The organism is Rubrivivax albus (genome assembly GCF_004016515.1).
In the GTDB taxonomy this organism is placed as follows: Bacteria; Pseudomonadota; Gammaproteobacteria; order Burkholderiales; family Burkholderiaceae_C; genus Rubrivivax; species Rubrivivax albus.
In genome coordinates this window covers 188,503-212,179 of sequence record NZ_SACT01000002.1, presented here as the reverse complement: position 1 = coordinate 212,179, position 23,677 = coordinate 188,503, and the positions used below count along the sequence as shown (strand labels likewise).

24 protein-coding genes and 2 pseudogenes are annotated in these 23,677 nt (G+C 70.9%); 15 read left to right on the top strand and 11 right to left on the bottom strand.

What is annotated here, in order from left to right; translation table 11 throughout:
• Window positions 1–82: 82 nt before the first annotated feature.
• On the bottom strand, window positions 83–562 hold the full coding sequence (locus tag ENE75_RS07200) for a hypothetical protein (protein WP_128197307.1): 480 nt from the start codon (window positions 560–562) through the stop codon (window positions 83–85).
• Between the two features lie 252 nt (window positions 563–814).
• On the opposite strand from ENE75_RS07200, the gene ENE75_RS07195 reads away from it, so the two are divergent.
• The 5 genes and pseudogenes from ENE75_RS07195 to ENE75_RS07175 form a co-directional block, all read left to right on the top strand.
• Window positions 815–1,069, top strand: coding sequence for a DUF4212 domain-containing protein (locus ENE75_RS07195; RefSeq protein ID WP_128197305.1), 255 nt, complete (start codon window positions 815–817; stop codon window positions 1,067–1,069).
• Between the two features lie 4 nt (window positions 1,070–1,073).
• Complete coding sequence (locus tag ENE75_RS07190) at window positions 1,074–2,882, top strand: sodium:solute symporter family protein (RefSeq protein ID WP_128197303.1); 1,809 nt, start codon at window positions 1,074–1,076, stop codon at window positions 2,880–2,882.
• Window positions 2,883–2,991: 109 nt separating this feature from the next.
• On the top strand, window positions 2,992–3,393 hold the full coding sequence (locus ENE75_RS07185; RefSeq protein WP_128197301.1) for a hypothetical protein: 402 nt from the start codon (window positions 2,992–2,994) through the stop codon (window positions 3,391–3,393).
• A gap of 2 nt (window positions 3,394–3,395) precedes the next feature.
• Complete coding sequence (locus ENE75_RS07180; RefSeq protein ID WP_128197298.1) at window positions 3,396–3,590, top strand: hypothetical protein; 195 nt, start codon at window positions 3,396–3,398, stop codon at window positions 3,588–3,590.
• Window positions 3,591–3,612: 22 nt separating this feature from the next.
• Window positions 3,613–6,288: pseudogene (locus tag ENE75_RS07175) on the top strand (ATP-binding protein); the annotation flags it as partial.
• Between the two features lie 54 nt (window positions 6,289–6,342).
• On the opposite strand, the pseudogene ENE75_RS25790 reads toward ENE75_RS07175, so the two are convergent.
• A pseudogene (locus ENE75_RS25790) lies at window positions 6,343–6,402 on the bottom strand (hypothetical protein); the annotation flags it as partial.
• 113 nt (window positions 6,403–6,515) lie between these two features.
• Between ENE75_RS25790 and ENE75_RS07170 the strand changes: the two are divergent.
• Both ENE75_RS07170 and ENE75_RS07165 read left to right on the top strand, forming a co-directional pair.
• Window positions 6,516–6,887 (top strand): response regulator transcription factor, encoded by a 372-nt coding sequence (locus tag ENE75_RS07170; protein ID WP_128197293.1) that lies wholly within the window; start codon window positions 6,516–6,518, stop codon window positions 6,885–6,887.
• A 13-nt stretch (window positions 6,888–6,900) separates the two neighbouring features.
• Window positions 6,901–9,096 (top strand): 3'-5' exonuclease, encoded by a 2,196-nt coding sequence (locus ENE75_RS07165; RefSeq protein ID WP_128197290.1) that lies wholly within the window; start codon window positions 6,901–6,903, stop codon window positions 9,094–9,096.
• Window positions 9,097–9,169: 73 nt separating this feature from the next.
• Here the strand turns inward: ENE75_RS07165 and infA are convergent, their stop codons facing one another.
• Complete coding sequence (gene infA, locus ENE75_RS07160) at window positions 9,170–9,397, bottom strand: translation initiation factor IF-1 (RefSeq protein ID WP_128197288.1); 228 nt, start codon at window positions 9,395–9,397, stop codon at window positions 9,170–9,172.
• A 614-nt stretch (window positions 9,398–10,011) separates the two neighbouring features.
• Between infA and ENE75_RS07155 the strand changes: the two genes are divergently transcribed.
• Window positions 10,012–10,590: a spondin domain-containing protein gene (locus tag ENE75_RS07155; protein ID WP_233258973.1), complete on the top strand. Its 579-nt coding sequence runs from the start codon at window positions 10,012–10,014 to the stop codon at window positions 10,588–10,590.
• A 56-nt stretch (window positions 10,591–10,646) separates the two neighbouring features.
• On the top strand, window positions 10,647–11,357 hold the full coding sequence (locus ENE75_RS07150) for a response regulator transcription factor (protein ID WP_128197285.1): 711 nt from the start codon (window positions 10,647–10,649) through the stop codon (window positions 11,355–11,357).
• Between the two features lie 19 nt (window positions 11,358–11,376).
• Here the strand turns inward: ENE75_RS07150 and ENE75_RS07145 are convergent, their stop codons facing one another.
• Complete coding sequence (locus tag ENE75_RS07145; protein ID WP_128197282.1) at window positions 11,377–12,189, bottom strand: AraC family transcriptional regulator; 813 nt, start codon at window positions 12,187–12,189, stop codon at window positions 11,377–11,379.
• A gap of 89 nt (window positions 12,190–12,278) precedes the next feature.
• On the opposite strand from ENE75_RS07145, the gene ENE75_RS07140 reads away from it, so the two are divergent.
• Window positions 12,279–12,815 carry a peroxiredoxin-like family protein gene (locus ENE75_RS07140; RefSeq protein WP_128197280.1) on the top strand — a complete coding sequence of 179 codons (537 nt, stop codon included), beginning with the start codon at window positions 12,279–12,281 and terminating at the stop codon, window positions 12,813–12,815.
• A gap of 1 nt (window position 12,816) precedes the next feature.
• Entirely contained in the window at window positions 12,817–13,293 is a 477-nt protein-coding gene (locus ENE75_RS07135; RefSeq protein WP_128197278.1) for a DM13 domain-containing protein, read from the top strand.
• A gap of 18 nt (window positions 13,294–13,311) precedes the next feature.
• Here the strand turns inward: ENE75_RS07135 and ENE75_RS07130 are convergent, their stop codons facing one another.
• The 5 genes from ENE75_RS07130 to ENE75_RS07110 are packed head-to-tail and all read right to left on the bottom strand — an operon-like array spanning window position 13,312 to window position 17,314.
• On the bottom strand, window positions 13,312–13,956 hold the full coding sequence (locus ENE75_RS07130; protein WP_128197275.1) for a TRAP transporter TatT component family protein: 645 nt from the start codon (window positions 13,954–13,956) through the stop codon (window positions 13,312–13,314).
• Window positions 13,953–14,711 carry an SDR family oxidoreductase gene (locus ENE75_RS07125; RefSeq protein ID WP_128197273.1) on the bottom strand — a complete coding sequence of 253 codons (759 nt, stop codon included), beginning with the start codon at window positions 14,709–14,711 and terminating at the stop codon, window positions 13,953–13,955. Before ENE75_RS07125 ends, ENE75_RS07130 begins: the two co-directional genes overlap by 4 nt.
• A complete protein-coding gene (locus tag ENE75_RS07120) occupies window positions 14,708–15,397 on the bottom strand; it encodes an iron-containing redox enzyme family protein (protein WP_128197271.1) in 690 nt (229 codons plus the stop codon). The genes ENE75_RS07125 and ENE75_RS07120 overlap by 4 nt, the downstream gene beginning before the upstream one ends.
• A gap of 31 nt (window positions 15,398–15,428) precedes the next feature.
• Window positions 15,429–16,718, bottom strand: coding sequence for an AMP-binding protein (locus tag ENE75_RS07115; RefSeq protein ID WP_128197268.1), 1,290 nt, complete (start codon window positions 16,716–16,718; stop codon window positions 15,429–15,431).
• On the bottom strand, window positions 16,715–17,314 hold the full coding sequence (locus ENE75_RS07110) for a thermostable hemolysin (RefSeq protein WP_128197266.1): 600 nt from the start codon (window positions 17,312–17,314) through the stop codon (window positions 16,715–16,717). Before ENE75_RS07110 ends, ENE75_RS07115 begins: the two co-directional genes overlap by 4 nt.
• 137 nt (window positions 17,315–17,451) lie before the next feature.
• Here ENE75_RS07110 and ENE75_RS07105 point away from each other — a divergent pair, with 137 nt between their 5' ends.
• Window positions 17,452–18,387 carry a transglycosylase SLT domain-containing protein gene (locus ENE75_RS07105; protein WP_233258972.1) on the top strand — a complete coding sequence of 312 codons (936 nt, stop codon included), beginning with the start codon at window positions 17,452–17,454 and terminating at the stop codon, window positions 18,385–18,387.
• A gap of 13 nt (window positions 18,388–18,400) precedes the next feature.
• On the opposite strand, the gene ENE75_RS07100 is transcribed toward ENE75_RS07105, so the two are convergent.
• The gene (locus tag ENE75_RS07100; protein WP_128197261.1) at window positions 18,401–19,279 is read right to left on the bottom strand and encodes an endo alpha-1,4 polygalactosaminidase; all 879 of its coding nucleotides are present in this window, start codon (window positions 19,277–19,279) and stop codon (window positions 18,401–18,403) included.
• 110 nt (window positions 19,280–19,389) lie between these two features.
• Window positions 19,390–19,923, bottom strand: a complete 534-nt coding sequence (locus tag ENE75_RS07095; RefSeq protein WP_128197259.1) for a fasciclin domain-containing protein — start codon at window positions 19,921–19,923, stop codon at window positions 19,390–19,392.
• Window positions 19,924–20,247: 324 nt separating this feature from the next.
• Here ENE75_RS07095 and ENE75_RS07090 point away from each other — a divergent pair, with 324 nt between their 5' ends.
• Genes ENE75_RS07090 through ENE75_RS07080 form a run of 3 tightly spaced genes read left to right on the top strand, consistent with a single transcriptional unit; the run spans window position 20,248 to window position 23,656 of the window.
• Window positions 20,248–21,336, top strand: coding sequence for an extracellular solute-binding protein (locus tag ENE75_RS07090; RefSeq protein WP_158288878.1), 1,089 nt, complete (start codon window positions 20,248–20,250; stop codon window positions 21,334–21,336).
• Between the two features lie 15 nt (window positions 21,337–21,351).
• Window positions 21,352–22,908: an ABC transporter permease gene (locus ENE75_RS07085; protein ID WP_128197253.1), complete on the top strand. Its 1,557-nt coding sequence runs from the start codon at window positions 21,352–21,354 to the stop codon at window positions 22,906–22,908.
• A 10-nt stretch (window positions 22,909–22,918) separates the two neighbouring features.
• Entirely contained in the window at window positions 22,919–23,656 is a 738-nt protein-coding gene (locus tag ENE75_RS07080) for an ATP-binding cassette domain-containing protein (RefSeq protein ID WP_158288877.1), read from the top strand.
• Window positions 23,657–23,677 lie beyond the last annotated feature (21 nt).

Genomic DNA, 23,677 nt, shown 5'->3' with positions numbered 1-23,677 from the left:
GCCGGGCCGGTTAGATCCCGGTTAGATCCGGCCTCGCCCGGTCGCGCCTGCCAGGGTGCCGAACCTGCCGCGCCCTGACGCTTCAGCGCACCGCCAACGCCTTCACCTGCTCGCCCGGGGCCAGCGTGCCGCTCAGCGTCTCGGCCACGCCGGGCTCGGACAGGCGGGACGCCTGCAGCTCGAACTGCCCGGTCTGGCGCAGGTCGGTCCGGTAGGCCACGCTGCGCCCATCACTGGCGACGGCAAAATCGGCCTGCACGGTGGCGCCGGCGATGTCTGGCGAGCGCGCGCTCACCCCCGGCGTGGCGGCCTGGAGGACCTGGCCGAGGTTGGCGGTCTGCAGGTCGCCACGGAAAGCGACCGTGACGCCGTCCGGCGACAGCACCATGGGGTCGACGCCCTGGGGGCCGGCCGGTCCATCCGGGCTCAGGCGATCGCGGGTGGTGGGTGTGTCGACCTCGACGCCGAACAGCGTCGACGGGCTCGCCGGGTCGTCGCCGGCCAGCACCAGCACGCGCGTGGCGTCAGGCGCCAGCCAACGGGCGCCGATGAAGGAGGTCAAAGCAGGAAACGCAGGTGCAGGCCCCGATCGCCGAGGTGGTCACGCGATCGGCAGCCCCACCGTTTCAGGCTCAGGAAAACCCGCCCCGCCCGCCGAATGCCGCATGGCGGAATCAAAACCAAGGGTTTTGATCTAGTTTGTCAGTATTTGTTGGGAATCAGTCAGAAGTCGGTCAGACGTGCTCCCCACAGTCGCGCCCCAAGGCTGCCGCAATCCGGCGGTGGCCTCACGCATCTCGCGAGGAGGCACTTCATGCAACACGACAGCAATGGCTACTGGAAGGCCACGCTGGGGCTGCTGACCAAGATCCTGGTGATCTGGTTCGTCGTCAGCTTCGGCGCCGGCATCATGTTTGCCGACGCCCTGAACGGCATCAAGCTCGGCGGCTACCCGCTGGGCTTCTGGTTCGCCCAACAGGGTTCCATCTACATCTTCATCGCGCTGATCTTCTACTACGCGAAGAAGATGGGCGACATCGACCGTCAGTTCGACGTGCACGAGGATTGACGCCATGAGCCTTCAAGCAACCATCTACCTCGTCGTCGGCCTGAGCTTCGCGCTCTACATCGGCATCGCCATCTGGGCGCGTGCCGGGTCGACGAGCGAGTTCTACGCCGCCGGCGGCCAGGTCAACCCGGTCATGAACGGCATGGCGACGGCCGCGGACTGGATGTCTGCCGCGTCCTTCATCTCCATGGCCGGCCTGATCAGCAACATGGGCTACGGCGGTGGCCTGTTCCTGATGGGCTGGACCGGTGGCTACGTGCTGCTGGCCATGCTGCTGGCCCCGTACCTGCGCAAGTTCGGCAAGTTCACGGTGCCGCAGTTCATCGGTGACCGCTTCTACTCGAAGTCGGCCTCCACCGTGGCCGTGGTCTGCCTGCTGGTGGCGTCGCTGACGTACATCATCGGCCAGATGACGGGCGTGGGCGTGGCCTTCAGCCGCTTCCTGGGCGTGTCCAGCGACATGGGTATCTACATCGGCATGGGCATCGTGTTCGCCTACGCCGTGTTCGGTGGCATGAAGGGCATCACCTACACCCAGGTGGCGCAGTACATCGTGCTGATCCTGGCCTACACGGTGCCGGCGATCTTCATCTCGCTGCAGCTCACCGGCATGCCGCTGCCGCAGCTGGGCCTGGGCGCCGACCTCAAGGGCACGGACGTCTCGCTGCTGATGAAGCTCGACCAGATCGTCACCGACCTGGGCTTCGGCAAGTACACGACGTCGGTTCCCGGCAGCACGCTCAACATGTTCGTCTACACGATGAGCCTGATGATCGGCACCGCCGGCCTGCCGCACGTGATCATGCGATTCTTCACCGTGCCGAAGGTCAAGGACGCGCGTTCGTCCGCCGGTTGGGCGCTGGTCTTCATCGCCATCCTGTACACCACGGCCCCCGCCGTGGCTGCGATGGCCAAGACCAACCTGATCAAGACGATCACGCCGGGCGTGGTGATGCAGAACGCCGACCCGTACGGTGCCGAGTCGCAGATCAAGTACGAAGAGCGTCCGGACTGGATGAAGCGCTGGGAAGCCACCGGCCTGCTGAAGTTCGCCGACAAGAACGGTGACGGCCGCATTCAGTACTACAACGATGCGACCAAGAACGCCGAGACCAAGGCCAAGTTCGACGCGGCCGGCTGGAAGGGCAACGAGCTGACGGTGAACGCCGACATCATCGTGCTGGCCAACCCGGAGATCGCGCTGCTGCCCGACTGGGTGATCGCGCTGGTCGCCGCGGGTGGTCTGGCAGCGGCGCTGTCGACGGCTGCGGGCCTGCTGATGGCGATCTCCTCGGCCGTCTCGCACGACCTGATCAAGAACGTCTTCGTGCCGGACATCTCCGAGAAGGGTGAACTGCTGGCCGGCAAGATCTCGATGGCGATCGCGATCGTGGTGGCCGGCTGGCTGGGCCTGAACCCGCCGGGCTTCGCGGCCGGTACCGTGGCGCTGGCCTTCGGTATCGCGGCCTCCTCGCTGTTCCCGGCGATCATGATGGGCATCTTCAGCAAGAAGATGAACAAGGAAGGTGCCATCGCCGGCATGCTGGCAGGCTTGGCGGTGACGCTGTTCTACGTGTTCGCGCACAAGGGCATCTTCTTCATCAAGGGCACCGAGTACCTGGACGTGATCGGTGGCGCCAACAGCTTCTTCGGCATCACGCCGGAAGCCTTCGGTGCGATCGGCGCGCTGGTGAACTTCGTCGTCGCGTTCGCGGTGGACAAGGTCACGGCCGCCCCGCCGCAGCACATCCAGAACATGGTCGAGGCCGTGCGCATCCCGCGCGGTTCGAAGGCCGTGGACGGCGCGCACTGAGTCCAGGCGCAACGCAAGCCCAGCCCGGGCCAATACCGGGCTTGTCTTTCCGGGGCCCGGCCTGCACGATGCGGGCCGGGCCCCTTCTCATTGCCTGCGGACCTCCTCCATGGCCTTCGACATCAGCACCGCGCTGAACATCATCCTGTTCCTCGCGCTCATCCCGATCTCCTTCTTCTGGCTGCGCCGCGCCTGGCGCATCCTGTTCCAGCGCGACTTCTCCGAAGTGGCGCTCAAGCACGGCGAGGCGCCGCCCAACGCCGAACGGTTCGCGCCCTGGGTGGGCCTGCTGAACCTGGTGGCTGGGGGCATCACCGCCACCGTGGTCGTGCTCGTGGTCGCGGTGCAGCTGCCGTTCGACACCTGGACGGCCATCGCCGGCTCCACCATCTGGTGCAAGTTCATGATGGACTTCGGCATCAGCCGGCACGCTCACGGTCAGGCCAAGCGCGACGCGAAGCGGGCCGAGAAGGCCGCCCGGGCAGCGCAGGCCGGCACCACGAGGCCCTAGCCATGCGCACCCGCCTGGCCCGCCAGCGTCTGCTGGCGCTGTTCGTGGCCGGGCTGCTGGGGCTGAACTTTCCGCTGCTGGCGCTGTGGGACCGCGACCTGCTCGTCGCCGGCCTGCCGCTGTTCCCGCTGGCGCTGTTCGTCATCTGGGGTGCCCTGATCGCGGCATTGGCATGGCTGGGGGCGTCTGCCGATTGACGGTGCCGCAGACGATGCCGTCATGCTGAGCCCGGCCCTCGTCCTCGGCGCCTCGGCCGCCTACCTGCTGCTGCTGTTCGGCGTGGCCGCCTGGGGTGACCGCCGGGCCCTGGCCGGCCGCTCGGTGGTGGCCAACCCCTGGGCCTACGCGCTGTCGATGGCGGTGTACTGCACCGCCTGGACCTACTTCGGCAGCGTGGGCCGCGCGGCGACCACCGGCGTGTGGTTCCTGCCCATCTACCTGGGGCCAACGCTGGCCATGGTGCTGGCGCTGCTGCTGCTGCGCAAGATGATCCGCATCGCGCGGCGCGGGCGCATCACGTCGATCGCCGACTTCATCGCCAGCCGCCACGGCCACAGCCCGCTGCTGGCGGGGCTGGTGACGCTGATCACAGTGGTCGGCATCGTCCCCTACATCGCGCTGCAGCTCAAGGCCATCGACACCGGCTACGCGCTGCTGGTCGGCACGCCGGCGGCCAGCACCTGGTGGCACGACGGCACCTTCTGGGCCACGCTGCTGCTGGCCGGTTTCACGATGATGTTCGGCACCCGCCAGCCCGGCGGCGCGGAACGCCACGAAGGCATGGTGGCCGCCATCGTCTTCGAGTCGGTGGTCAAGCTGCTGGCCTTCCTGGCTGTGGGCGTGTTCGCCACCTGGGTGCTGCACGACGGGCCGGCGGCGCTGTTCGCCCGCGCGCTGGCCCACCCCGAGTGGCGTCATCTCCTGAGCCTCGGTGGGGCCGAAGGCGGTGGCGCATTCGCCTGGAGCCAGTGGTTCGCGCTGACGCTGCTGGCCGGGCTGTCGGTGGTCTTCCTGCCGCGGCAGTTCCAGGTCATCGTGGTCGAGAACGTCGACGAGCGTCACCTGAAGCAGGCGGCCTGGCTGTTCCCCGCCTACCTGTGGCTGATCAACCTCTTCGTCCTGCCCATCGCACTGGCCGGGCTGCTGCACTTCGGCAGCGCCGACGGCGCCGACGCCTTCGTGCTGTCGTTGCCACTGGCGCACGAGGCCCGGGCACTGGCGCTGCTGGTGTTCATCGGCGGGCTGTCGGCGGCCACCGGGATGATCGTGGTCGAGACCATCGCCGTGTCCACCATGGTGTGCAACGACCTGGTGATGCCGCTGCTGCTGCGCACGCGGCGGCTGCGCGCGCGCCTGGACAGCAACCGCGGCGACCTGACGCCACTGCTGCTGGCCGTGCGCCGGGCCGCCATCGTCGGCGTGCTGCTGCTGGGCTACCTGTACTTCCACCTCGCCGGCGAGGCCTATGCGCTGGTCAGCATCGGGTTGATCAGCTTTGCCGCGGTGGCGCAGTTCGCGCCGGCGGCACTGCTGGGCATGGTGTGGAAGGGCGGCACCCAGCGCGGCGCGCTGGCCGGGCTGAGCGCCGGCTTCGTGCTCTGGGCCTACACGCTGATGCTGCCGTCGATCGCCAAGTCAGGCTGGTGGCCGGACGCCTTCCTGCAGCACGGCCCCTGGGGCATCGGCTGGCTCAAGCCCGAGGCGCTGTTCGGCCTGACCGGCTTCGACGGCCTGACGCACGCGCTGTTCTGGAGCCTGCTGGCCAACATCGGGCTGTACGTGGGCGTGTCGCTGTGGCGCGCGCCGACGCCGCGCGAGGCCAGCCAGGCGGCGCTGTTCGTCGACGTGGGCGACGCCACGCAGGCCGGCCCGGCCTTCTGGCGCGGCGAGGCCTCGGTGGCCGAGCTGCTGCCGCTGGCCTCACGCTTCCTGGGCGCGGCGCGTGCGCGCGCCCTGTTCGCCGACTGGGCACGCCGCCAGGGCGTGGCCCGGTTGGAGGACATCCGCGCCGACGCGCCCTTCGTGCAGTTCGTCGAGACCCAGCTGGCCGGCGCCATCGGCAGCGCGTCGGCGCGCGCGCTGGTGGCCTCCAGCGTGCGCGAGGAGCCGCTGGGCATGGACGACGTGATGCGCATCCTCGACGAGGCCACGCAACTGCGCGCCTACTCGCGGCTGCTGGAGGACCAGCGCGCCTCGCTGCAGCGCGCCAGCGCCGAGCTGCGCGCGGCCAACCAGCGGCTGGAGAGCCTGGACCGGCTGAAGGACGACTTCATGTCCAGCGTCACCCACGAGCTTCGCACGCCACTGACGTCCATCCGCGCGCTGGCGGAGCTGATGGCCGATGACCCCGACATGGCGCGCGACCAGCGCCAGCAGTTCGTGGGCATCATCGTCAGCGAGACCGAGCGGCTCAGCCGGCTGGTCAACCAGGTGCTCGACCTGGCCAAGATCGAGTCGGGCCATGCCGAGTGGCACCCCAGCGCCGTGGACATGGCGGCGCTGATCCGCCAGGCCGCCGGCTCGATGGCCGAATTGCTGCGCGAGCAGGGCACGGCGCTGGTGCTCGACCTGCAGGAGCCGGTGCCCACGCTGCAGGCCGATGCCGACCGCCTGACGCAGGTGCTGCTGAACCTGCTGGGCAACGCGGCGAAGTTCGTGCCTCGACGTGGCGGCGAGATCCGTGTCACGCTGCGCCACGACAAGCAGGGCCTGACCGTTTGCGTGCAGGACAACGGCCCCGGCGTGCCCGAGGCGCACCGCGCACACGTGTTCGACCGCTTCCACCAGGCCGGCGACGCCAGCAACCGCAGCGCCGGCACCGGCCTGGGCCTGCCGATCAGCCGCCAGATCGTCGAGCACTACGGTGGTCGCATCACGCTTGATCAGAATGACGCCGGTGGAACCAGGACTGACCGGCATGACGCCGGTGGACCCGGGACTGACCGGCATGACGCCGGTGGACCCGGGGCTGACCGGCATGACGCCGGTGGAACCAGGGCTGACCGGCATGACGCCGGTGGAACCAGGACTGACCGGCATGACGCCGGTCAAGGCGCCTCGTTCAGCTTCTGGCTACCGTGGCAGGCTGCGGGGACCACCCACCCGACACAAGGAGACAACACATGACGGTGGCCATCCTCATCGCCGACGACGAGCCCAACATCCTGATGTCGCTCGAGTACCTGATGAAGCGCGAGGGCTACACGGTTCACCTGGCGCGCGACGGCGACGAGACGCTGGCCGTGCTGCGACGCGAGCGCCCGCGGCTGGTGCTGCTGGACGTGATGATGCCTGGCAAGACCGGCTTCGAGGTCTGCCAGGAGGTGCGCCACGACGATGCGATCAAGGACACGCTGATCCTGATGCTCACCGCCAAGGGCCGCGAGACCGACGTCGTCAAGGGCCTGGCCCTGGGCGCGAACGCCTACATGACCAAGCCCTTCTCCACCCGCGAGCTGGTGGACAAGGTGCGCGAGCTGCTCGGCGCGGCGTGATCGGGGGGTGGGCATGGCGGTGAGGCGCGACAAGCGGCTGCTGCGCTGGGTGGGTGTCTCGGCACTGGCGCTGGCGGTGGTGCTGGTGCTGTGGCTGGGCGTCAGCGCGGCGCTGATCGGCTCCACGATGGCGGCCGACGAGCGCGCCGCGCTGTGGGACCTGCTGGGCCCGCGCCTGCCGCTGCTGGTGCTCTCCGGCGCGCTGCTGGTGGCCGGCGGTGCGGCGCTGGTGCAGACGGCCTACCAACGCTGGATCGCCGCGCCGGCACGCCTGCTGGAGCAGGCCAAGGCGCAGATGACGGTGGACCGGCCGGCGCCGCTGAAGCCGCTGGGTCAGGGCCTGGGCGACCCGACGCTGCGCGAGCTGGGCATCCTCGTCGACGCCCTGCTGCAGAACCGGCGCCGCCTGCGCGATGACGTGGCGGCGCAGGTGGCCGAAGGCAGCCGGCGCGTCGAACAGGAGCGCGCGCGCCTGGCGGCGCTGATGTCCGAACTCACGCAGAGCGTGGTCGTGTGCAACCTCGACGGCCGCGTGCTGCTCTACAACAACCGCGCGCGGCTGCAGTTCAAGACGCTGTCGGACGCGCCCCAGCTGGCCGGCGGTGCCGAGCTGATCGGCTTGGGCCGCAGCATCTACGCCGTGTTCGACCGCCAGCTCGTGGCCCATGCGCTGGACAACATCCGCCAGCGCCTGGCGCGCGGCGCGCAGTCGCCGTCGGCGCAGTTCGTCACCGTCACCAAGAGCGGCCAGCTGCTGCGCGCGCAGATGGCCGCGGTGCGCGACCCCGGTGACAACCAGACCCCGTTGGGCGGTTTCGTGCTGCTGCTCGACAACATCACGCGCGACTACGAACGTGATGCCGCGCAGGACACGCTGCTGCTGGGCCTGACCGAAGGCCAGCGCGCGTCGCTGGGCAACCTGCAGGCCGCGGTGGAGATCCTGGACGACGACACGCTGGAGCCCGCGGCGCGCGAGCGCTTCCTGCGGGTGGTGCGCGACGAGGCGGCCCGGATGAGCGCGCAGTTGCAGGCCCTGGCCACGCGCAGTGCCGAGGGCCTGAAGACGCGCTGGCCGCTGGAGGACATGCTGGGCAGCGACTTCGTGGCCGCGGCCCTGCGCCGCATCGGCCCGCTGGGCGTGCGCACCGGCACGCTGGACGTGGACCCGGCGCTTTGGCTGAAGGTGGACAGCTTCGCACTGCTGCAGGCCGTGGCCACGCTGGCACAGCGGCTGATCGACGAGTTCGAGGTCAAGGCGCTGCAGCTGCGCCTGCAGCCGCACACCGGAGCCCGTGGGCGGGCGCAGCTGGACCTCGTCTGGAGCGGCCAGGTCATGAGCACCGAGACCGTGATGGCCTGGGAGAGCGAGCCGATGAAGGCCGCCGGCAGCGCCAGCGCGCTGAGCGTGCGCGACGTGATGCAGCGCCACGGCGGCGAGTTCTGGTTCGAGCGCGACCGCGCTCGCCACCAGGCGTTCTTCCGCTTCCTGCTGCCGCTGGCCGACGTGGATACCGAACCGGACGCCGAGGCCGACCTGCACGCCGAGAGCCGGCCCGAGTACTACGACTTCGACCTCTTCGCCGCCGCCGAGAGCCAGCACGCGCTGGACGACCGCCGGCTGGTGGAACTGGCCTACACGGTGTTCGACACCGAGACCACCGGCCTGCAGCCGGCCGAGGGAGACGAGATCATCCAGATCGGCGCGGCGCGCATCGTCAACGGCAAGCTGCTGCGCCAGGAGTCCTTCGAGCAGCTGGTGGACCCGCAGCGCAGCATCCCCGAGGCCGGCATCCCGATCCACGGCATCCGCCCGGAGATGGTAAAGGGCCAGCCCACCATCACCGAGGTGTTGCCGGCCTTCCATACCTACGCGCGCGACACCGTGCTGGTGGCGCACAACGCCGCCTTCGACATGCGCTTCCTGCAGCTCAAGGAACAGGCCACCGGCCTGCGCTTCGACCAGCCGGTGCTCGACACGCTGCTGCTGTCGGCCGTGGTGCACCCGAACCAGGAGAGCCACCGCCTGGAGCACATCGCCGAGCGTTTCGGCATCACCGTGGTCGGCCGCCACACGGCGCTGGGGGATGCGATGGTGACGGCCGAGGTGTTCCTGAAGCTGATCCCGCTGCTGGCCGACCAGGGCATCCATACCCTGGGGCAGGCGCGCGAGGCGGCGCAGAAGACCTGGTTCGCGCGGCTGAAGTACTGAAGCACCGCAGAACGGCGAAGGGGCCCAACGGGCCCCTTCGATGCATTGCGGCGCCAGGCGCCCGCAAGTGAGGCTACTGCCGACCCAGGTGGCGGAAGGTGATGCGGCCCTTGCTGAGATCGTAGGGCGACATCTCGAGCGAGACGCTGTCCCCCGCGATGATCCGGATACGGAACTTCTTCATCCGGCCGGCGCTGTACGCAACCAGCTGGTGGCCGTTTTCCAGCGTCACCTTGTAGCGGGAGTCGGGCAGCACCTCGTCGACGGTGCCGCGCATCTCGATCAGTTCTTCCTTGGCCATGAAGGGGGTCGTTTCCTTTCGTGTGAAGGGAATGCCGCCCGTGGAAATGCACCGAGGAGCGGCCGGGGTCGCCTGGAGGGCCTGCCGTGGCGGACACCGTGTGGTGCGCGGGCAGGGGCCGAAGAGGCGGTCTGCAAAGCTTTCGGAGTTTAGCACATTTCATGGGCTATTGATACGGATCCATCAATAGGCAAAGCCATGCCGCGATGTTCACCGCGCCGTGAGCAAACGGGGAGGTTCCGGCGAGGGGGGCTGCCTAGCATGGGCTGAACGGTCGGTCCGGGGCCTGCGGTGCGCAGGCCGGCCTCCGTTGCATCGAACCCGTCACACCGGAACCAGGAAGGAGCCTCCATGTCCACTGAAACCCGATCGGCTGCGGCCAGCGCCGTCACCGCCACGTCGTTGCCCCGTGCCCGCCGGAAGATCGGCGCCCTGGGCTGCCTGGCCGTGGCCGGCGCCTTTGCCTCGCCGGCTTCGGCCCTGGGCATCGACATCACGGTCGAGAACCTCGCCGCGGTCAACGGCATCGCCTTCGCGCCGCTGCACGTGGGCTTCCACAGCGGCGGCTTCGACGCCTTCGACATCGGGGCCGTGGCCCGCACGCCATCATCTCGGTGGCCGAAGGCGGTGCCGGCGGCGCCTGGCAGGCGGCCTTTGCGGCGGCCGACCCGGGCGCCAACCGCGGCACCGTGGGCGGCCTGCTGCTGCCCGGGCAGACGGCGACGCTGCGCCTCGACGTCGACCCGCTGGCCAACCCGTACTTCACCTTTGCCGCGATGGTGGTCCCGAGCAACGACTTCTTCATCGGCAACGACAGCCCGACGCGCTACCAGGTCTTCGATGCCGGCGGCCAACTGCAACTCGGCAGCATCTCGCAGTTCGCGCAGCAGATCTGGGACGCCGGCAGCGAGGTCTTCGACCCCGCCGCCGCGGCCTTCGTGGGCGACAACGGCCTGCGTAGCCCGCAGAACTCGGTGGTCGCCTTCAACTTCGCTGAACTGGCGGCCTTCAACGGCCTGACCACTGGCGCCGGCTATGTGTTCGACAGCGGCCTGGCCGCCGGCACTGAGGTCTACCGCATCAGCTTCGCCGTCGCCGCGGTGCCGGAGCCGGAGAGCTACGCGATGATGCTGGCCGGCCTGGCCGCGGTGGGCGGCCTGGCGCGCCGCCGGCAGCGCCGGCAGGCGATGTGATCGCAACGTGACCTGTACGTGAGGTCGGCGGCCGCTGGCGCTGCTGCAATGCCCGCATGGCCGCCGAGTTGCTGCTCGTCGAGGACGACGATGCCACCGCCGATGCGCTGCGCCACCACCTGACGCAGGCCGGGTGGCGGCTGCACCGCGTGGCCGACGTGCCGCAGGCGCGTGCAGCGCTGGCCGCCCGGGCCTGGGCCGTGGTGCTGCTGGACCTGTCGCTGCCCGACGGCGACGGTCTGGCGCTGTGCCGCGAGCTGCGGATGCGATACCCCGCGCTGTCGCTGATCGCGCTCGGCGGCGCGGGGCCGCTGGACGCGGCCGCGCAGCGTGTGCTGGGCCTCGAACTCGGTGCCGACGACGTGATGGCCAAGCCGGCACCGCTGCACGAACCCTCTTCGCTGCGCGAGCTGGTGGCGCGTGTGCGGGCCTTGCTGCGCCGCGCGCAGGTGGTCGACACGGCCGACTGGCACTGCGGCCCCTACCGGATCGACCTGGTGCACCGGCGCCTGGAACGCGACGGCCAGGCGCTGGCGCTGTCGGGGCGCGAGTTCGAGTTGCTGGCCTGCCTGCTGCGCCACCGCGGCCAGGCCATCCGCCGCAGCGAGCTGCTGCGCGAGGTGTGGGGCCAGGGGTTCGCCGGCCTGACCCACACCGTCGACGCCCACGTGCACCGGCTGCGGGCCAAGCTCGAGCCCGACCCGAGGCGGCCCAGACACCTCGTGACGGTGCGCGGTATCGGCTACCGATTCGAGGTGCCAGACTGATCGCTCACGGCGTTGGCGCTCAGCCCGCAGCCTGCAACGGCGTCGTACCCAGCCGCTGGCGGAACACCCGTGCCAGTGCGCTGGCGCTCCCATAGCCCACCTCGGCCGCCACCCGCTTCACCGGTTCGCCCCGTTGCAGCAAGGTGCGCGCCAGGCCCAGACGCCACTGGGTCAGGTACTCCCCTGGCGGCAGACCCACGGTGGTGGTGAAGCGCTCGGCAAATCGCGCGCGCGACATGCCGGCGGCAGCGGCCATCCGCGTCAGTGTCCAGCCGTGTGCGGGGTCGGCGTGCACCGCGGCCAGCGCGCGTGCCAGGCGCTCGTCGGACAGGCCGGCCACCAGACCACCGTCGACCAGCCGCGTGGCGATCACGTGGCGCAGCAGCTGCACCATCAGCACCTCGGCGAGCCGGTCCACCACGTTGGCGTGGCCGCACCGGCGGGCCGTGGCCTCGTCGAACAGCAGATGCAGCGTGGCATCCAGCGCCGGCAGGTCGGCCAGCGGCACCACCAGGCGCGGCGGCAGGTGGCGCAGCAGCGGGTTGTCGTCGCCGGTGCCGAAGCGCACGTGCGCGCAGACCAGGTCGGCCGAGGCGTCGGCCCGCAGCTGGTGCGCCAGCGGGCGCGGGTAGAACACGGCCGCAGGTGCGTCCACGGTGACCGGCGGCCCGCTGGCGTCGGCCAGCACCACCTGGCCGGCGCGCAGCACGTGCAGCTCGGCGCTGGGCGTGTCCAGCAGGTGGTGGCCGCAGACGGGGCCGGCCAGGAACACCTCGGCGCGCAACTCGAAGCGGCGCAGCAGCGCCGACAGGCGGTCGGGGCGGGGCAACATGAGACGAATGGTCTCATGAACGAGACGATCCGTGTCCTTTCGTCCTGATTCGTTGGTTACAGTGCCTCATCCCGCCACCGGAGAACCGCATGCTGATCCCCCGCCAGCCCGTCCCCGCGCTGCAGGTGCCCACCCTGGCCCACGGCGCCTACGACCTCGCCGCCGAGACACCGGCGCGCTTCTCGCTCGTCGTCTTCTACCGCGGCCTGCACTGCCCGATCTGCCTGAAGTACCTGCTTGAACTGGGCAGGCTGCTGCCGGAGTTCACGGCCCGCGGCGTCAAAGTGATCGCGCTGTCCAGCGACACCGCCGAGCGCGCGCAGGCCATGGCCGACAAGCTCAAGGCGCCCGACCTGCGCATGGGCCACAGCCTGCCGCTGCCGGTGGCCCGGGCCTGGGGGCTGTACGTCAGCACCTCGCGCGGTACCACGTCCATCGGCATCGAGGAGCCGGCGCTGTTCTCGGAGCCCGGGGTGTTCCTGGTCAGGCCCGACGGCAGCCTCTACTATGGCGCCGTGCAGACCATGCCCTTCGCCCGCCCGCATTTCGACGAACTGCTGGCAGCCATCGACTTCGCCGTCGCCAAGGACTACCCGGCACGCGGCGAGTACACGGGCGTCGTGTGAGATGAGGCGGCGCGCCTGGCTGGGACTGGCGGCCTCGCATGCCGTGGTCGGTGCGGCAGGTTTCGCCGGTGGCATCTATGTGCTGCCAATCCTGACCGCGCCGCCGCCGCCCCCGGCGGCCGAGCTGGCGGCGCTGCAGCAGGCCGCCACCTTTCGCGGCGCCTTCCGGCGCGACCTGCCTGGCAGCGACCGCCTGCACTGGGGCGAGGGCGACGTCGCGGTCGGCCCGTCCAGCGTGGCCCATACCGGGCGCCTGGCGCCGGGGCCCGATTACCAGCTCTACCTGTCCCCGGGCTTCGTCGACACCGAGGCGGCCTTCCACGCGCTGAAGCCGCGCATGCGCCACGTGGGTCCGGTCAAGGGCTTCGAGGGCTTCGTGCTGCCGCTGCCGGCCGACGTGGACCTGGCCGCCTTCGACACCGTGGTGGTCTGGTGCGAGAGCTTCGGCGAGTTCATCACGGCGGCGAAGTACCGCTGAGCGACCCCGAAGAGGCCTTCAGGCGCCACGCAGCTTCGCCAGCAGCGCCTTGACCTCCTCGCGCCGCCCGGCGTCGGCCTTCTCGCGACCCGGCCTCGGCGGTGCCTTCAGTGCCTGCTCCAGGTGGCTCACTGCCTCGGCCGTGCGGTTCTGGTCCGCCAGGTACTCGGCATAGAAGAAGTGCGGGTCGATGCCCTGCGGGTTGACGGCCAGGGCCTGCCGGAACAGTGCCTCGGCCTTGCCGCCGTCGCCGAAGCCCAGCGGCCAGCCGGGCACCTTGGCGTAGAGCACGCCCAGGCTGGCATAGGCCGAGCCGTGGAGCGCCTGGCCGTCGAGCTCGATCGCGCGTTCGTACAGCGCCTTGGCCTGCTTGACCAGGCCCAGCGCGCCCAGACCGCCCTTCTCGCCGGCCCAGGAACTCAGCACGATGCCTTCCCAGACCAGCGGTTCGCTGCGGCCGGCGAACTGCGCGCTGACCTCGTGCGCGGCCTTGGCCAGGGCCTCGAAGCGCTGTTCGCGCTGCGCCGCGGGCAGGTCGTAGCGGATGGTCTCCCAGTCGCGCTGCACACGGGCGACGGCGTCGTCCACGGGGGCGGCGTGCAGCGACAGCGGCAGCAGCGCCAGGCTGGTCAGGATGGGGGAGAGGCGGTGGATCAGACTCATGCGGGAACTCCGGTGTCGGGGGTGGAAAGGCTGCGCCGGTGGCGCGCGAAGCTGCCGTCCATGCGGGCGCCGAGCACGCCGTTCAGGCGCACGCCCAGGCGTTCGGGAAAGCCGATGAAACGCTCTGCCGCTTCGCTCTCCAGCAGCGCGAGCAGCGCAGCGGCCACCACCTGAGGCGTGTCCATCGCGGTGCCGGTGGCGCGGTTGTAGGCCTCGACGGCGGCGTCGTTGAAGCCGGTGCGTGTGCTGCGCGGGCCCAGGATCTGCACGCGCACGCTGGTGTCGGCCAGCTCGCGCCTTAGCGCCTCGGCGAAGCCGTGCAGGCCGGCCTTGCTGGCGCCGTAGGCGCTGAAGCCCGGCAGGCCGATGCGGCCCAGCGCCGAGCCGACGAAGACCAGCTGCGCGCGTGGCTGCGCCAGCAACTGCGGCAGCAGCGCCTGCGTCAGCTGCATCGGCGCCAGCAGGTTGAGTTGCAGCACCTGCTGCAGCTGCGCCGGGCTCAGCGCGGTCAGCGCGCCGAAGGCCGGCACGCCGGCGGCATGCACGACCACGTTGGCGCCGAAGGCCGACGCCGCACCGGCCACGGTGGCGATGCCGTCCACCGTGGCCAGGTCGGCCTGCACCCAGGGGCCCAGCCCCGGCCGGCGGCCGACGCCGAGCACGGCGGCACCGGCGCCCCGTAGGGCTTCGGCCATCGCGCTGCCGATGCCGCCGCCGGCACCAGTGAGCAGCACGCGTGCGTCGGCGGCCTTCATGCCAGGGCCTCCTCGGTGCGCGCGGCGGTGGCCACCGGCATCGGCAGGCCGCGGAACACGTCGCCGTAGAGGCGGAAGAAGGCGCGCGCCGCGTGCACGATGGCGGCCTGGTCGGCCGGGTCGTCGATGCGGTCCATCAGCAGTTCGAAGTGGGCCGTGTGTTCCTGGTCCAGCGTGCCGTGCGAACGCAGGTAGGTGAAGGCGGCGTCGGGCAGGCCCAGCGGCCGCTGGATGGCGTCGGCCGCCTGCAGCGCCAGGGCCACGCTGGTGCCCTCGAGCACGTGCACCATGCCGAAGAAGCCCAGCGGGTTGCCGCGGGCGATGGTGTCGTAGGCGTAGGCCACCATCACCTCGGTGGCGTGGCCCGGGCGGCCGTGGCGCACCGCCTCGGCGTCGGCCCCGGTGGCGGCGATGTCGCCGAGGATCCACTCGTCGTGGCCGGCTTCCTCGTCGATGTACTCGTCCAGTGCCGGTGCCAGCCAGGCGTGGTGTGCCGGCAGCGCGTCGCGCGTGGCGCGCAGCAGCGGCACCGTGTGCTTCACGTGGTGGTACGCCTCGGTGAGGAACGCGCGGTAGCTGGGCAGCGAGACCTCGCCGCGCAGCAGCACACCCTGGATGATGGGTGCGCTCAGCAGCGTGGCGCGGGCGGCGGTGGTGTCCGCCAGCAGGCGGGCGTGGAAGGCCATGGGGGCTCCTTGAAGCGGGGTCGAATCGGGGTCAGGTGGCCAGCGCGTCGGCGTGCAGGCTGGCGATGGCGGGGCGCTGCGGCCGCCCGTTGGCGGTGGCCAGGCCGGTGCTGGGGTCGAACGCGGCGCGGCCGCGCGTCCAGCGGGCGATGCGGGCGTAGTCGGGCAGGGTGGCGTTGGCGGCGTCCACCGCGGCCTGCAGGTCGGCGCGTGCGTTGGTGGGCCAGAGCACGGCACTGAGTGCGGGTTCGCCGTCACCGAACACCACCGCCTGCGCCACCGCCGGGTGGCTGCGCAGGGCCGTCTCGATCCACTCCGGGCTGACGTTGCGGCCGTAGGCGGTGATCAGCACGTTGCGGCGTCGGCCGTCGATCCAGACGTAGCCGTCAGCGTCGATGCGGCCCAGGTCGCCGGTGGGCCACCAGGCGGGCACGGGCTCCGGGCTGCCCAGGTAGCCGGCGAACAGACTGCCGGCGACCTCGATCTCGCCGTCGCCGTTCACGCGCAGCCGGGCATGCGGCAGGGCGCGGCCGGCGCTGCCGGGGCGCTGCGCGCCAGGCAGGTTCAGCGTCTGCACCGAAGCGCCTTCGGACAGCCCGTAGCCCTCGCAGGCCGGGATGCCCAGCGCCTGCGCGGCCTCGATCAGCGGCGCCCCCACCGCGGCGCCGCCCACGGCCACCAGCTTCAGCGACGCCGGCGCACGCTGGCCGGTGGCGGCCAGCCAGGCCACCCAGGCGCGCAGCATCTGCGGCAGCAGGATCAGGCTCTCGGCGCCGTGCGCCTCGACAGCGGCGTGCAGCCGTGCCGGGTCGAACTGCGAGGAGCCGATCAGGCCCACCTCGCGCAACGGCAGCGCCACCACGTCCACGCCATGCCGGCGCGGCGCCAGCAGGCCTGCGATGTTCTCCAGCAGCACGGCATAGGGCAGGGCGTTGAGGTGGCGCGTGATGCCCAGCGGTGCCATCGCGGCGATCAGGCCGTCGGCCACGGCGTCCATGGCCGCCGCGGTGAGGCACACGCCCTTGGGCGCGCCGGTGGTGCCGGAGGTGAAGGTGATCTTGGCCGTGCCCGGCGGCAGCGCCACCGGCGCGAACGGCAGGCGCTGCACGCCGTCGGCGGTCACCAGCGTGTCGGCGCCGGCGGCCTGCAGTGCATGCGCCACCTGTGCCGGGGTGAAGAACAGCGGCAGCGGCACGTGCACGATGCCCTCGGCCGCAGCGGCTTCGTCCAGCGCGATGAAGCCGGGGCCGTTGTCCAGCATCGTCGCCATCATGCGGGTGCCTTCCGGAAGGGTCGGCAGGGTGGGTGTCGATGCGCTCATGCCGACCCCTCGCCGCGGCGGGCCAGCATCTGCAATGCGGGGCCAATGGCGCCGGCGCCCACCACCGGCCGATGGTCGTAGTAGCGGCCCCAGGCGGCGGCTTCGTCACCCAGCAGCGCCGGGTCGGCCACGCCCAAGGCCTGTGGCGCGATGCCCAGGCGCACGAACAGGTGGCGCAGTTCCTCGGTCAACGTGCTCACCACCCACTGGTGGCCCTGCGCTGCCAGCAGCGGGGCCATGCGGGCGATCAGCCGGCGGCCGGCGCCGGGCTGCGAGGCGGCCAGGTGGCCGACCTCCACGACATGTCGGCGCGGCACGCCCAGGCATTGCTCCACCGGGGCGCCCAGGTAGCGCTCCAGGAACAGCGGGCCGTCCGTGGCACAGCGGTAGCCCACGGCCGCGGTGAGCCGGCCGGCGGAGTCGTGCAGGCTCACCAGGGTCGGCGTGAAGTGGCGCACTTCGGCGCCGAAGCGCTCGCGGTAGACCGTGGCGATGAAGGCCTCGACCGCGTGCCGGTGGGCACTGGCCTCGGTGTGGATCGTCAGCGCCGGTGATGGCGCCGGTGTGTCGTCGGGGGGAGCAGACAGGGCAAGCATGGGGTTCCTGGGTGGCGGATTCCATGCTCGACAGCGGGGCTGAAGCAAAGATGAAGGCCGCTGGCCTATGCTTCGCAGGCATGCAAAGGCGATGCAAAGATCTGTTGCTGGCGGTCTGGATCGGGGCATTTGCCCCGATGGCGACGGCCCAGACCCTGACCCTGGAAGACCTGCCGCGCTACACCGTGCCGCCGCCGGAGACCGGGCCGGTGCTCGACGTGCAGGTGGAGCACTGGCGGCGCGAGGGGCTGGCGCTGGAGCACGGCGATGGCGTCGAGCGGGACCCGGTGCGCGCTGCCGAGCTGTACTGCCGTGCCGCACGCTACGGCGATGCCGAGGCGCAGTTCAACCTGGCCTGGATGCTGACCAACGGCCGCGGCATCCAGCGCGACGATGCGCAGGCAGCGCACCTGTTCGCCGCCGCCGCCGAGCAGGGCGTGGCGCAGGCGCAGAACATGCTGCGCGCGATGGGCACGCCGCGTGGTGCGCCGCCGCCCTGCCTGCGGCCGCCGGAGGCCGACGAGGTGGCCGCGGCGCCGCTGCCGGCCGCGCCGAACCCCGCGCCGGGCCGGGTGACGGTCGAACCGCCCTGGCCACCGCCGCCGGCGCACGCACCAGCACCGATCGTCAACTTCGTCAGCCTGGTGGCGCCGGACTTCCAGCTGGCGCCGGCGCTGGTGCTGGCGGTGATGGCCACCGAGTCCAACTTCAACGCATCGGCGGTGTCGCCGAAGAACGCCCAGGGCCTGATGCAGCTGATCCCCGACACGGCGCGCCGCTTCGGCGTGCGCGATGCGCTGGACCCGGCGCAGAACATCCGCGGCGGCATGGCCTACCTGCGCTGGCTGCTCGCCCGCTTCGAGGGCGACGTGGTGCTGGCCACGGCGGCCTACAACGCCGGCGAGGGCGCGGTGGAGCGCTACCGCGGCGTGCCGCCGTTTGCCGAGACCCGGCTGTACGTGCGCAAGATCCTGGCCCACCTGGGCGGGCGCCGCACGCACCCTTTCGACGCCACGGTGACGCCGCCGTCGGACCTGCTGCCGCTGATGCGCGGGCCGGGGCGCTGGCGCTGAACCGGCGGGAGGCTCAGCTGTCGCAGGACCAGCGGAAGCTGCCGTCCAGGTCCAGCGGCAGCACCAGGGTGAGCAGGTTCATGGCCTGCGCCGCGGCGCAGAGCCGCGCGCGTTCGCCAGCGTCGTTGACCCAGCGGGCGGCGTACTCGGCGTTGAAGACCGGCTTGCCGCGCGCCGTGAACACCGCATAGCCGCCGCACTCGTCGTACTCGTGGCACTGCTCGTTGACGGCGAAGTCGAAGTCATCGACCAGCGCGTCGAGCTGGTCAACGTCGTTCTTCAGGCCCACGGCCAGGCCACGCGCCCGGGCCTGGGCGGCGATCCAGCGGTTGAAGTCCAGCTGCGTCTGCGCCGTCAGCGGAAAGCCCGGGGCGTTCTGCCAGGCGTCCATGTTGTCCGGCTCCACGCCCTGGCAACCGCGCGCCACCGCCAGGTCCAGCCGGTCGGCGAGGATGGCGCGCACATTGGACGAACGCGTGTCCAGCCAGCGCTCGCCGGGCCAGCCGTCCAGCGGTGCCCCCATGTCGGCGGTGGCGAAGCGGGCGAAGTCGGGCCGCCAGTCCTCGCTGCTGCCGGCGGAGAAGTAGCAGACCACCCGGCGGCCCTGGGTACGCAGGGCGTCCAGCGTGGCCTGCGGGGTGTCGAAAAGGTCGACGTCGTAGACATCGGCTTCGACCGAGGTGTCCAGTGTGCCCAGCAGCTGCCAGTGCCACGTGTCGTCCACGGCCGGAGTCCAGCGGTCGGCGACCGGGACGACGGCGCCTGGCACCGGGTTCGGGAGCACGACGGCCTGACCGTCGTCGTCGGTTCCCGAGCCTGAGCCGCCACCGCAGGCTGCCAGGAGCGCGACGAGGCAGCCCAAGGTGGCGCAGCGCAGGCGGGTTGGGGTCATGGCGGTCTCCAGGCGTGGGGGTGTCGACCACCACAGCAGGATTCTTCCCCGCATTCCCCACCCGCCGCGCCAACCCGCCGAAGAGCGGCTGCGGCGGGCGCCGCGCCGGATCAGCGGAACTGCGGCAGCAGCACGCTGTCGATGATCCAGACGGTGCCATTGGTGGTGCGCACCGCGGTGCAATCCACCGTGGACTGGTTGACGCTGGCGCCCGTGCCCTTCTCGAAGCCCGCCAGCAGGCTCTGGCCCTGCAGCGTGGTCACCTCGCGCTTGACGGCGCGCCGCGGGTCGGCGGCGCCCGGCACCACGTGGTAGGTCAGCACCGCGGTGAGCACGGCCGGGTCGCTGCCGATGGCGCCCAGCACACCGGCCGGGATCTTGGCGAAGGCGTCGTCGGTGGGCGCGAACACGGTCAGGTCACCCGGCGCCGAAAGCGCATCGGCCAGACCGGCCGCGACCACGAGCGAGGTCAGCGTCGACAGCGCCGGGGTCGCGATGGCGGCGTCGACGATGGTGCCGGGGAATTCCACGGCCTGCGTGCGGCGGCATTCGGCGAAGCTGGGGGCGGCCACGGCAGCCGAGGTGACGGCGGACAGAGCGGCGGCGATGGCACCGGCGCGGGCTACACGGGAAAGCTTGAACATGGATCGGCCTCCTGGCGAACGTCGTTGAAGAAGAAGGTGACCGATTGACGGTCACCGCGAGACCATACAGTCACATTGTGACCATGTTGTCTCCATGGTAACCTGTGTCGTTTGCGAACGGCCAAGTCACAAGGGTAAACCCCGACACGAGCCGTGATGGGGGCCTTTGGCCGCCGTGCCCCTTGGCCTGCTACCGAAGGAAGTGCGCCATGGCAGGAGGCCGTACCGCGGAGCCCGCAACTGCCCCCGAAGACGTGGGGGTCAACCCTCGAATCGACGGTGCTCGTCGGCCATCGTTGCCTGGTACGACCTAGAGTCGACGCGATGTCCAACCATGTCGAGGTCACCATGTCGTTGCGTTCGCCTTCCCGTGGCAAGCTGATCACCCTGCTCCTGGCTGCAGCGCTCACCGCGGCGCTCCCTGCGGCCGCCCAGCAGCAGCGTGTGCTGCGTCTGATCTCCGACCGCACCGACCAGGGCACGCTGCGGCCGATCCTCGATGCGTTCGAGCAGGCCAGCGGCGCGAAGGTCGAGGGCGTGTTCATGGACCAAGGGCTGGTCAACCGCCTCGAGTCGCGGCCGACGGAAGCCGACGTCGTGATCACCAAGGACGCCGAGCTGATGGAGATCGCCGCCGAACGCGGTCTGCTGGCCCGGTTGGAGTCGCCCCGCATCAAGGCCGCGGTGCCCGCGCAGTTCGTGGGCACCAACGACATGTTCTACGTGGATGCGTACCGGGCGCGGGTGATCTTCTATTCACGCGAGCGGGTGAAGCCGTCCGAACTCTCCACCTACGCCGACCTGGCCAGCCCCAAGTGGAAGGGCCGGATTTGCATCCGCTCAGGCAGCCACGACTACAACCTGGCCTTGTTCGGCCAGTTCATCGCGTCCTACGGCGAGGACGAGGCGCGTCGTGTCATAGGTGGCATCGCCGCCAACCTGGCGCGCAAGCCGCAGGGCAACGACCGCGAACAGGCGCGTGGCATCCACGAAGGCAAGTGCGACGTGGCGCTGATGAACACCTACTACCACCCGCTGATGCAGGGCAACCCGGCGCAGAAGGCCTGGGCCGACTCGGTGGGTGTGTTCTTCCCCGACCAGGCTGGCAAGGGCACGTTCATCATGCGCTCGGCCGTCGGCGTCACCAAGGCCAAGGGCAACCGCGACCTGGCCCTGCAACTGGCGGAGTTCATGGTCTCGCGCGAGGCCCAGGAACTCATGGTCAACCGCACCCGCCAGTATTCGGTGCTGCCCGATGTGCCGGTGCACCCGCAGATGGTGAGCCTGGGCGCCGAGCAAGGCCTCACGGATGGCCGGTTCAAGATGGACTTCGTGCCGCTGGCCGCGCTGGCCGGCAAACGCGAGGTGGCCATCCGGCTGGTCGACAGCGTCGGCTTCGACAGCGGCTTCTGAGTCCGCGACGATCCGGTGACCTCGTTGGCACGTGCAGTGCTGGCGCTCGCGCTGGGGGGCCTGGCGCTGCTTCCCGCGCTGGTCCTGCTGGGGCAGGCCCTGCCCGTGCTGGGCCAGGGCGGCTGGCTGGCCCACTTTGCCTCGACCACGCTGCCGCACCAGGCACTGGCCAGCCTGGCGGTCGCCGCCGAGGCCGTCGCCGTGGCGCTGGCGGCCGGCGCGGTGCCGGCCGTGGCCGTGGCGCGCTACGAGTTCTCTGGCCGGCGAGTGGTCACTGCGCTGGCGTTGTTGCCGCTGCTGCTGTCCCCGTCGGTGGCGGCCACGACATGGACCGTGGTCTACGCGCACGAGTTCTTCGTCAGCGGGCACGCGTTGGCGCTGCAGCACGGGCTCAGTGCGTCGCCGTACGTCTTCGTGATCTTCCGCGTCGCCGCAACGCGCATGCCGAGGGCATTCGGCGAACTGGCGGCGTCACTGGGCCTGGGCATCCTGGGCCGGATCTGGCGCGTGCACCTGCCGCTGCTGGCCGTGCCCGCGGCGGCCAGCGCAGTGATCGTCGGTGCGCTGGCCGTGGGCGACTATGCTGCGGCCGAGCGGTTGGGCGTGCCCACGTTGAGTGTCGGCATCCTGAACCTGTGGCTGAGCACGCAGAGCGTGACGGTCGCGGCCATCGTCTCCACCGTCGTGGCCGTGCCGGCGGTGTTGGCGGTGGCGGTGGCCGCCTGGGCCGCCACGTCGCTGATGAGCCAGAACCCGGTGACGGCGGCCGCGGCCGCGGCCGGGCGTCGGCGGATCGCCCCGCTCTGGGGCGCCGGCATCGTGGCCTGGACGCTGTTGGCGGCCATGCCCGGTTTCTTCGCGCCGGAGGCCCAGCTCGTGCGTTGGGCGATCGAGCGCTGGTCGCGCACGCGCTTCGAGGCGATCCCCGGGGACGTGGCCAACACCCTGGTCACGGCCCTGGGCACCACCGCGCTCGTGGCCCTGGCCATCGCGCTGGTGGTGCTGGTGATGCGCAGCGGCCATCGGTCGCGCTGGGCCGAGCGGCTGCCGTGGCTGTTCCTGACCAACTTCTTCCTGCCGACCCTGGTGCTGGCGCTGGCCTTCGTGATGATGACCAGCGACGCGTCGTGGCTCGGCCGCTGGCTGGGTGACTGGCGCGACACGCGCTGGATGATCGCGGTGCCCGAAGCGCTGCGGCTGATGCCGTTCGCCATGCTGCCCGTGCTCGATGCGATGCGGCGCACGCCGCCGGCCATGGTCGAGGCCGCCCGTGCCTTCGGGGCAGGCCCGGTCGCTGCTCGTCTGACGGCCTATGCCGGGCACGTGGCACCGGCATGGTTGCTGGGTTGTGCGCTGGTGTTCATGGAGGCTATCAAGGCGCTGGACGCCGCGCTGACGCTGCAGCCGTTCGGCTTCTCGTCGCTGGCGTTGAAGATCTACGCCTTCTCCCGCCACCAGAACATGGACCGTGCGGCAATCTGGGTGCTGCTGTCGCAGGCGCTGATGCTGTTGCCTTGGCTGCTGCTGTGGTGGCGGCTGGACCGGCTGGATGCCCGGCGGGGCCCGGCGTGATCAAAAGGACATGAACGTGCTGAGCCTGAAGGGTGTGAAGCGTGTCGCCGCCGGCCGGACGATCGTCGGCGGCGTCGACCTGGCCATGGGCCCGACCGACGTCGTGGCGCTGCTCGGTCCTTCGGGCTCCGGCAAGACCTCATTGCTGCGCATGATTGCCGGCTTCGACGCGCCCGACGACGGCCGTGTCGAACTGGACGGCAGTATCGTGTCCGCCGCTGGTCGCGTGCTGTGTCCGCCCGAGCGGCGACGGGTGGCCGTGGCATTCCAGGATGCCACCCTGTTCCCGCACCTCGATGCCATTGGCAACGCGGCCTTCGGCATACGCACGGGATCACGGGCGCAGCGGCGCGAAGCGGCAAGCGCGGCGCTGGCCGGCATGGGCCTGGCGGCCGTGGACGGGCGGGACGTGGCCACGCTATCCGGCGGCGAGGCGCAACGGGTGTCGCTGGCGCGTGCGCTGGCTTCGGACGCTCGGCTGCTGCTGCTCGACGAGCCCTTCGGCAATGTCGACCGACTCACCCGGGCCGATCTCGTGCAGCGTCTCAGGGCGAGCCTGGCCGCCGGTCGTGCCGCGATCATCGTCACCCATGACCCGGCCGACGCGCTGGAGCTTGATGCGCGCGTGCTGGTGATGCGCGACGGGAAGCTCGTCTACGACGGATCGGCGCAGGCCCTGTTGAGCGGCACGGACGACAACTGGGCGGCGCGCTTCTTCCGCAGCGGTCAGGCTGGCGTGGCACGCTGACCTGCGCTGCCCGTGAGTTTG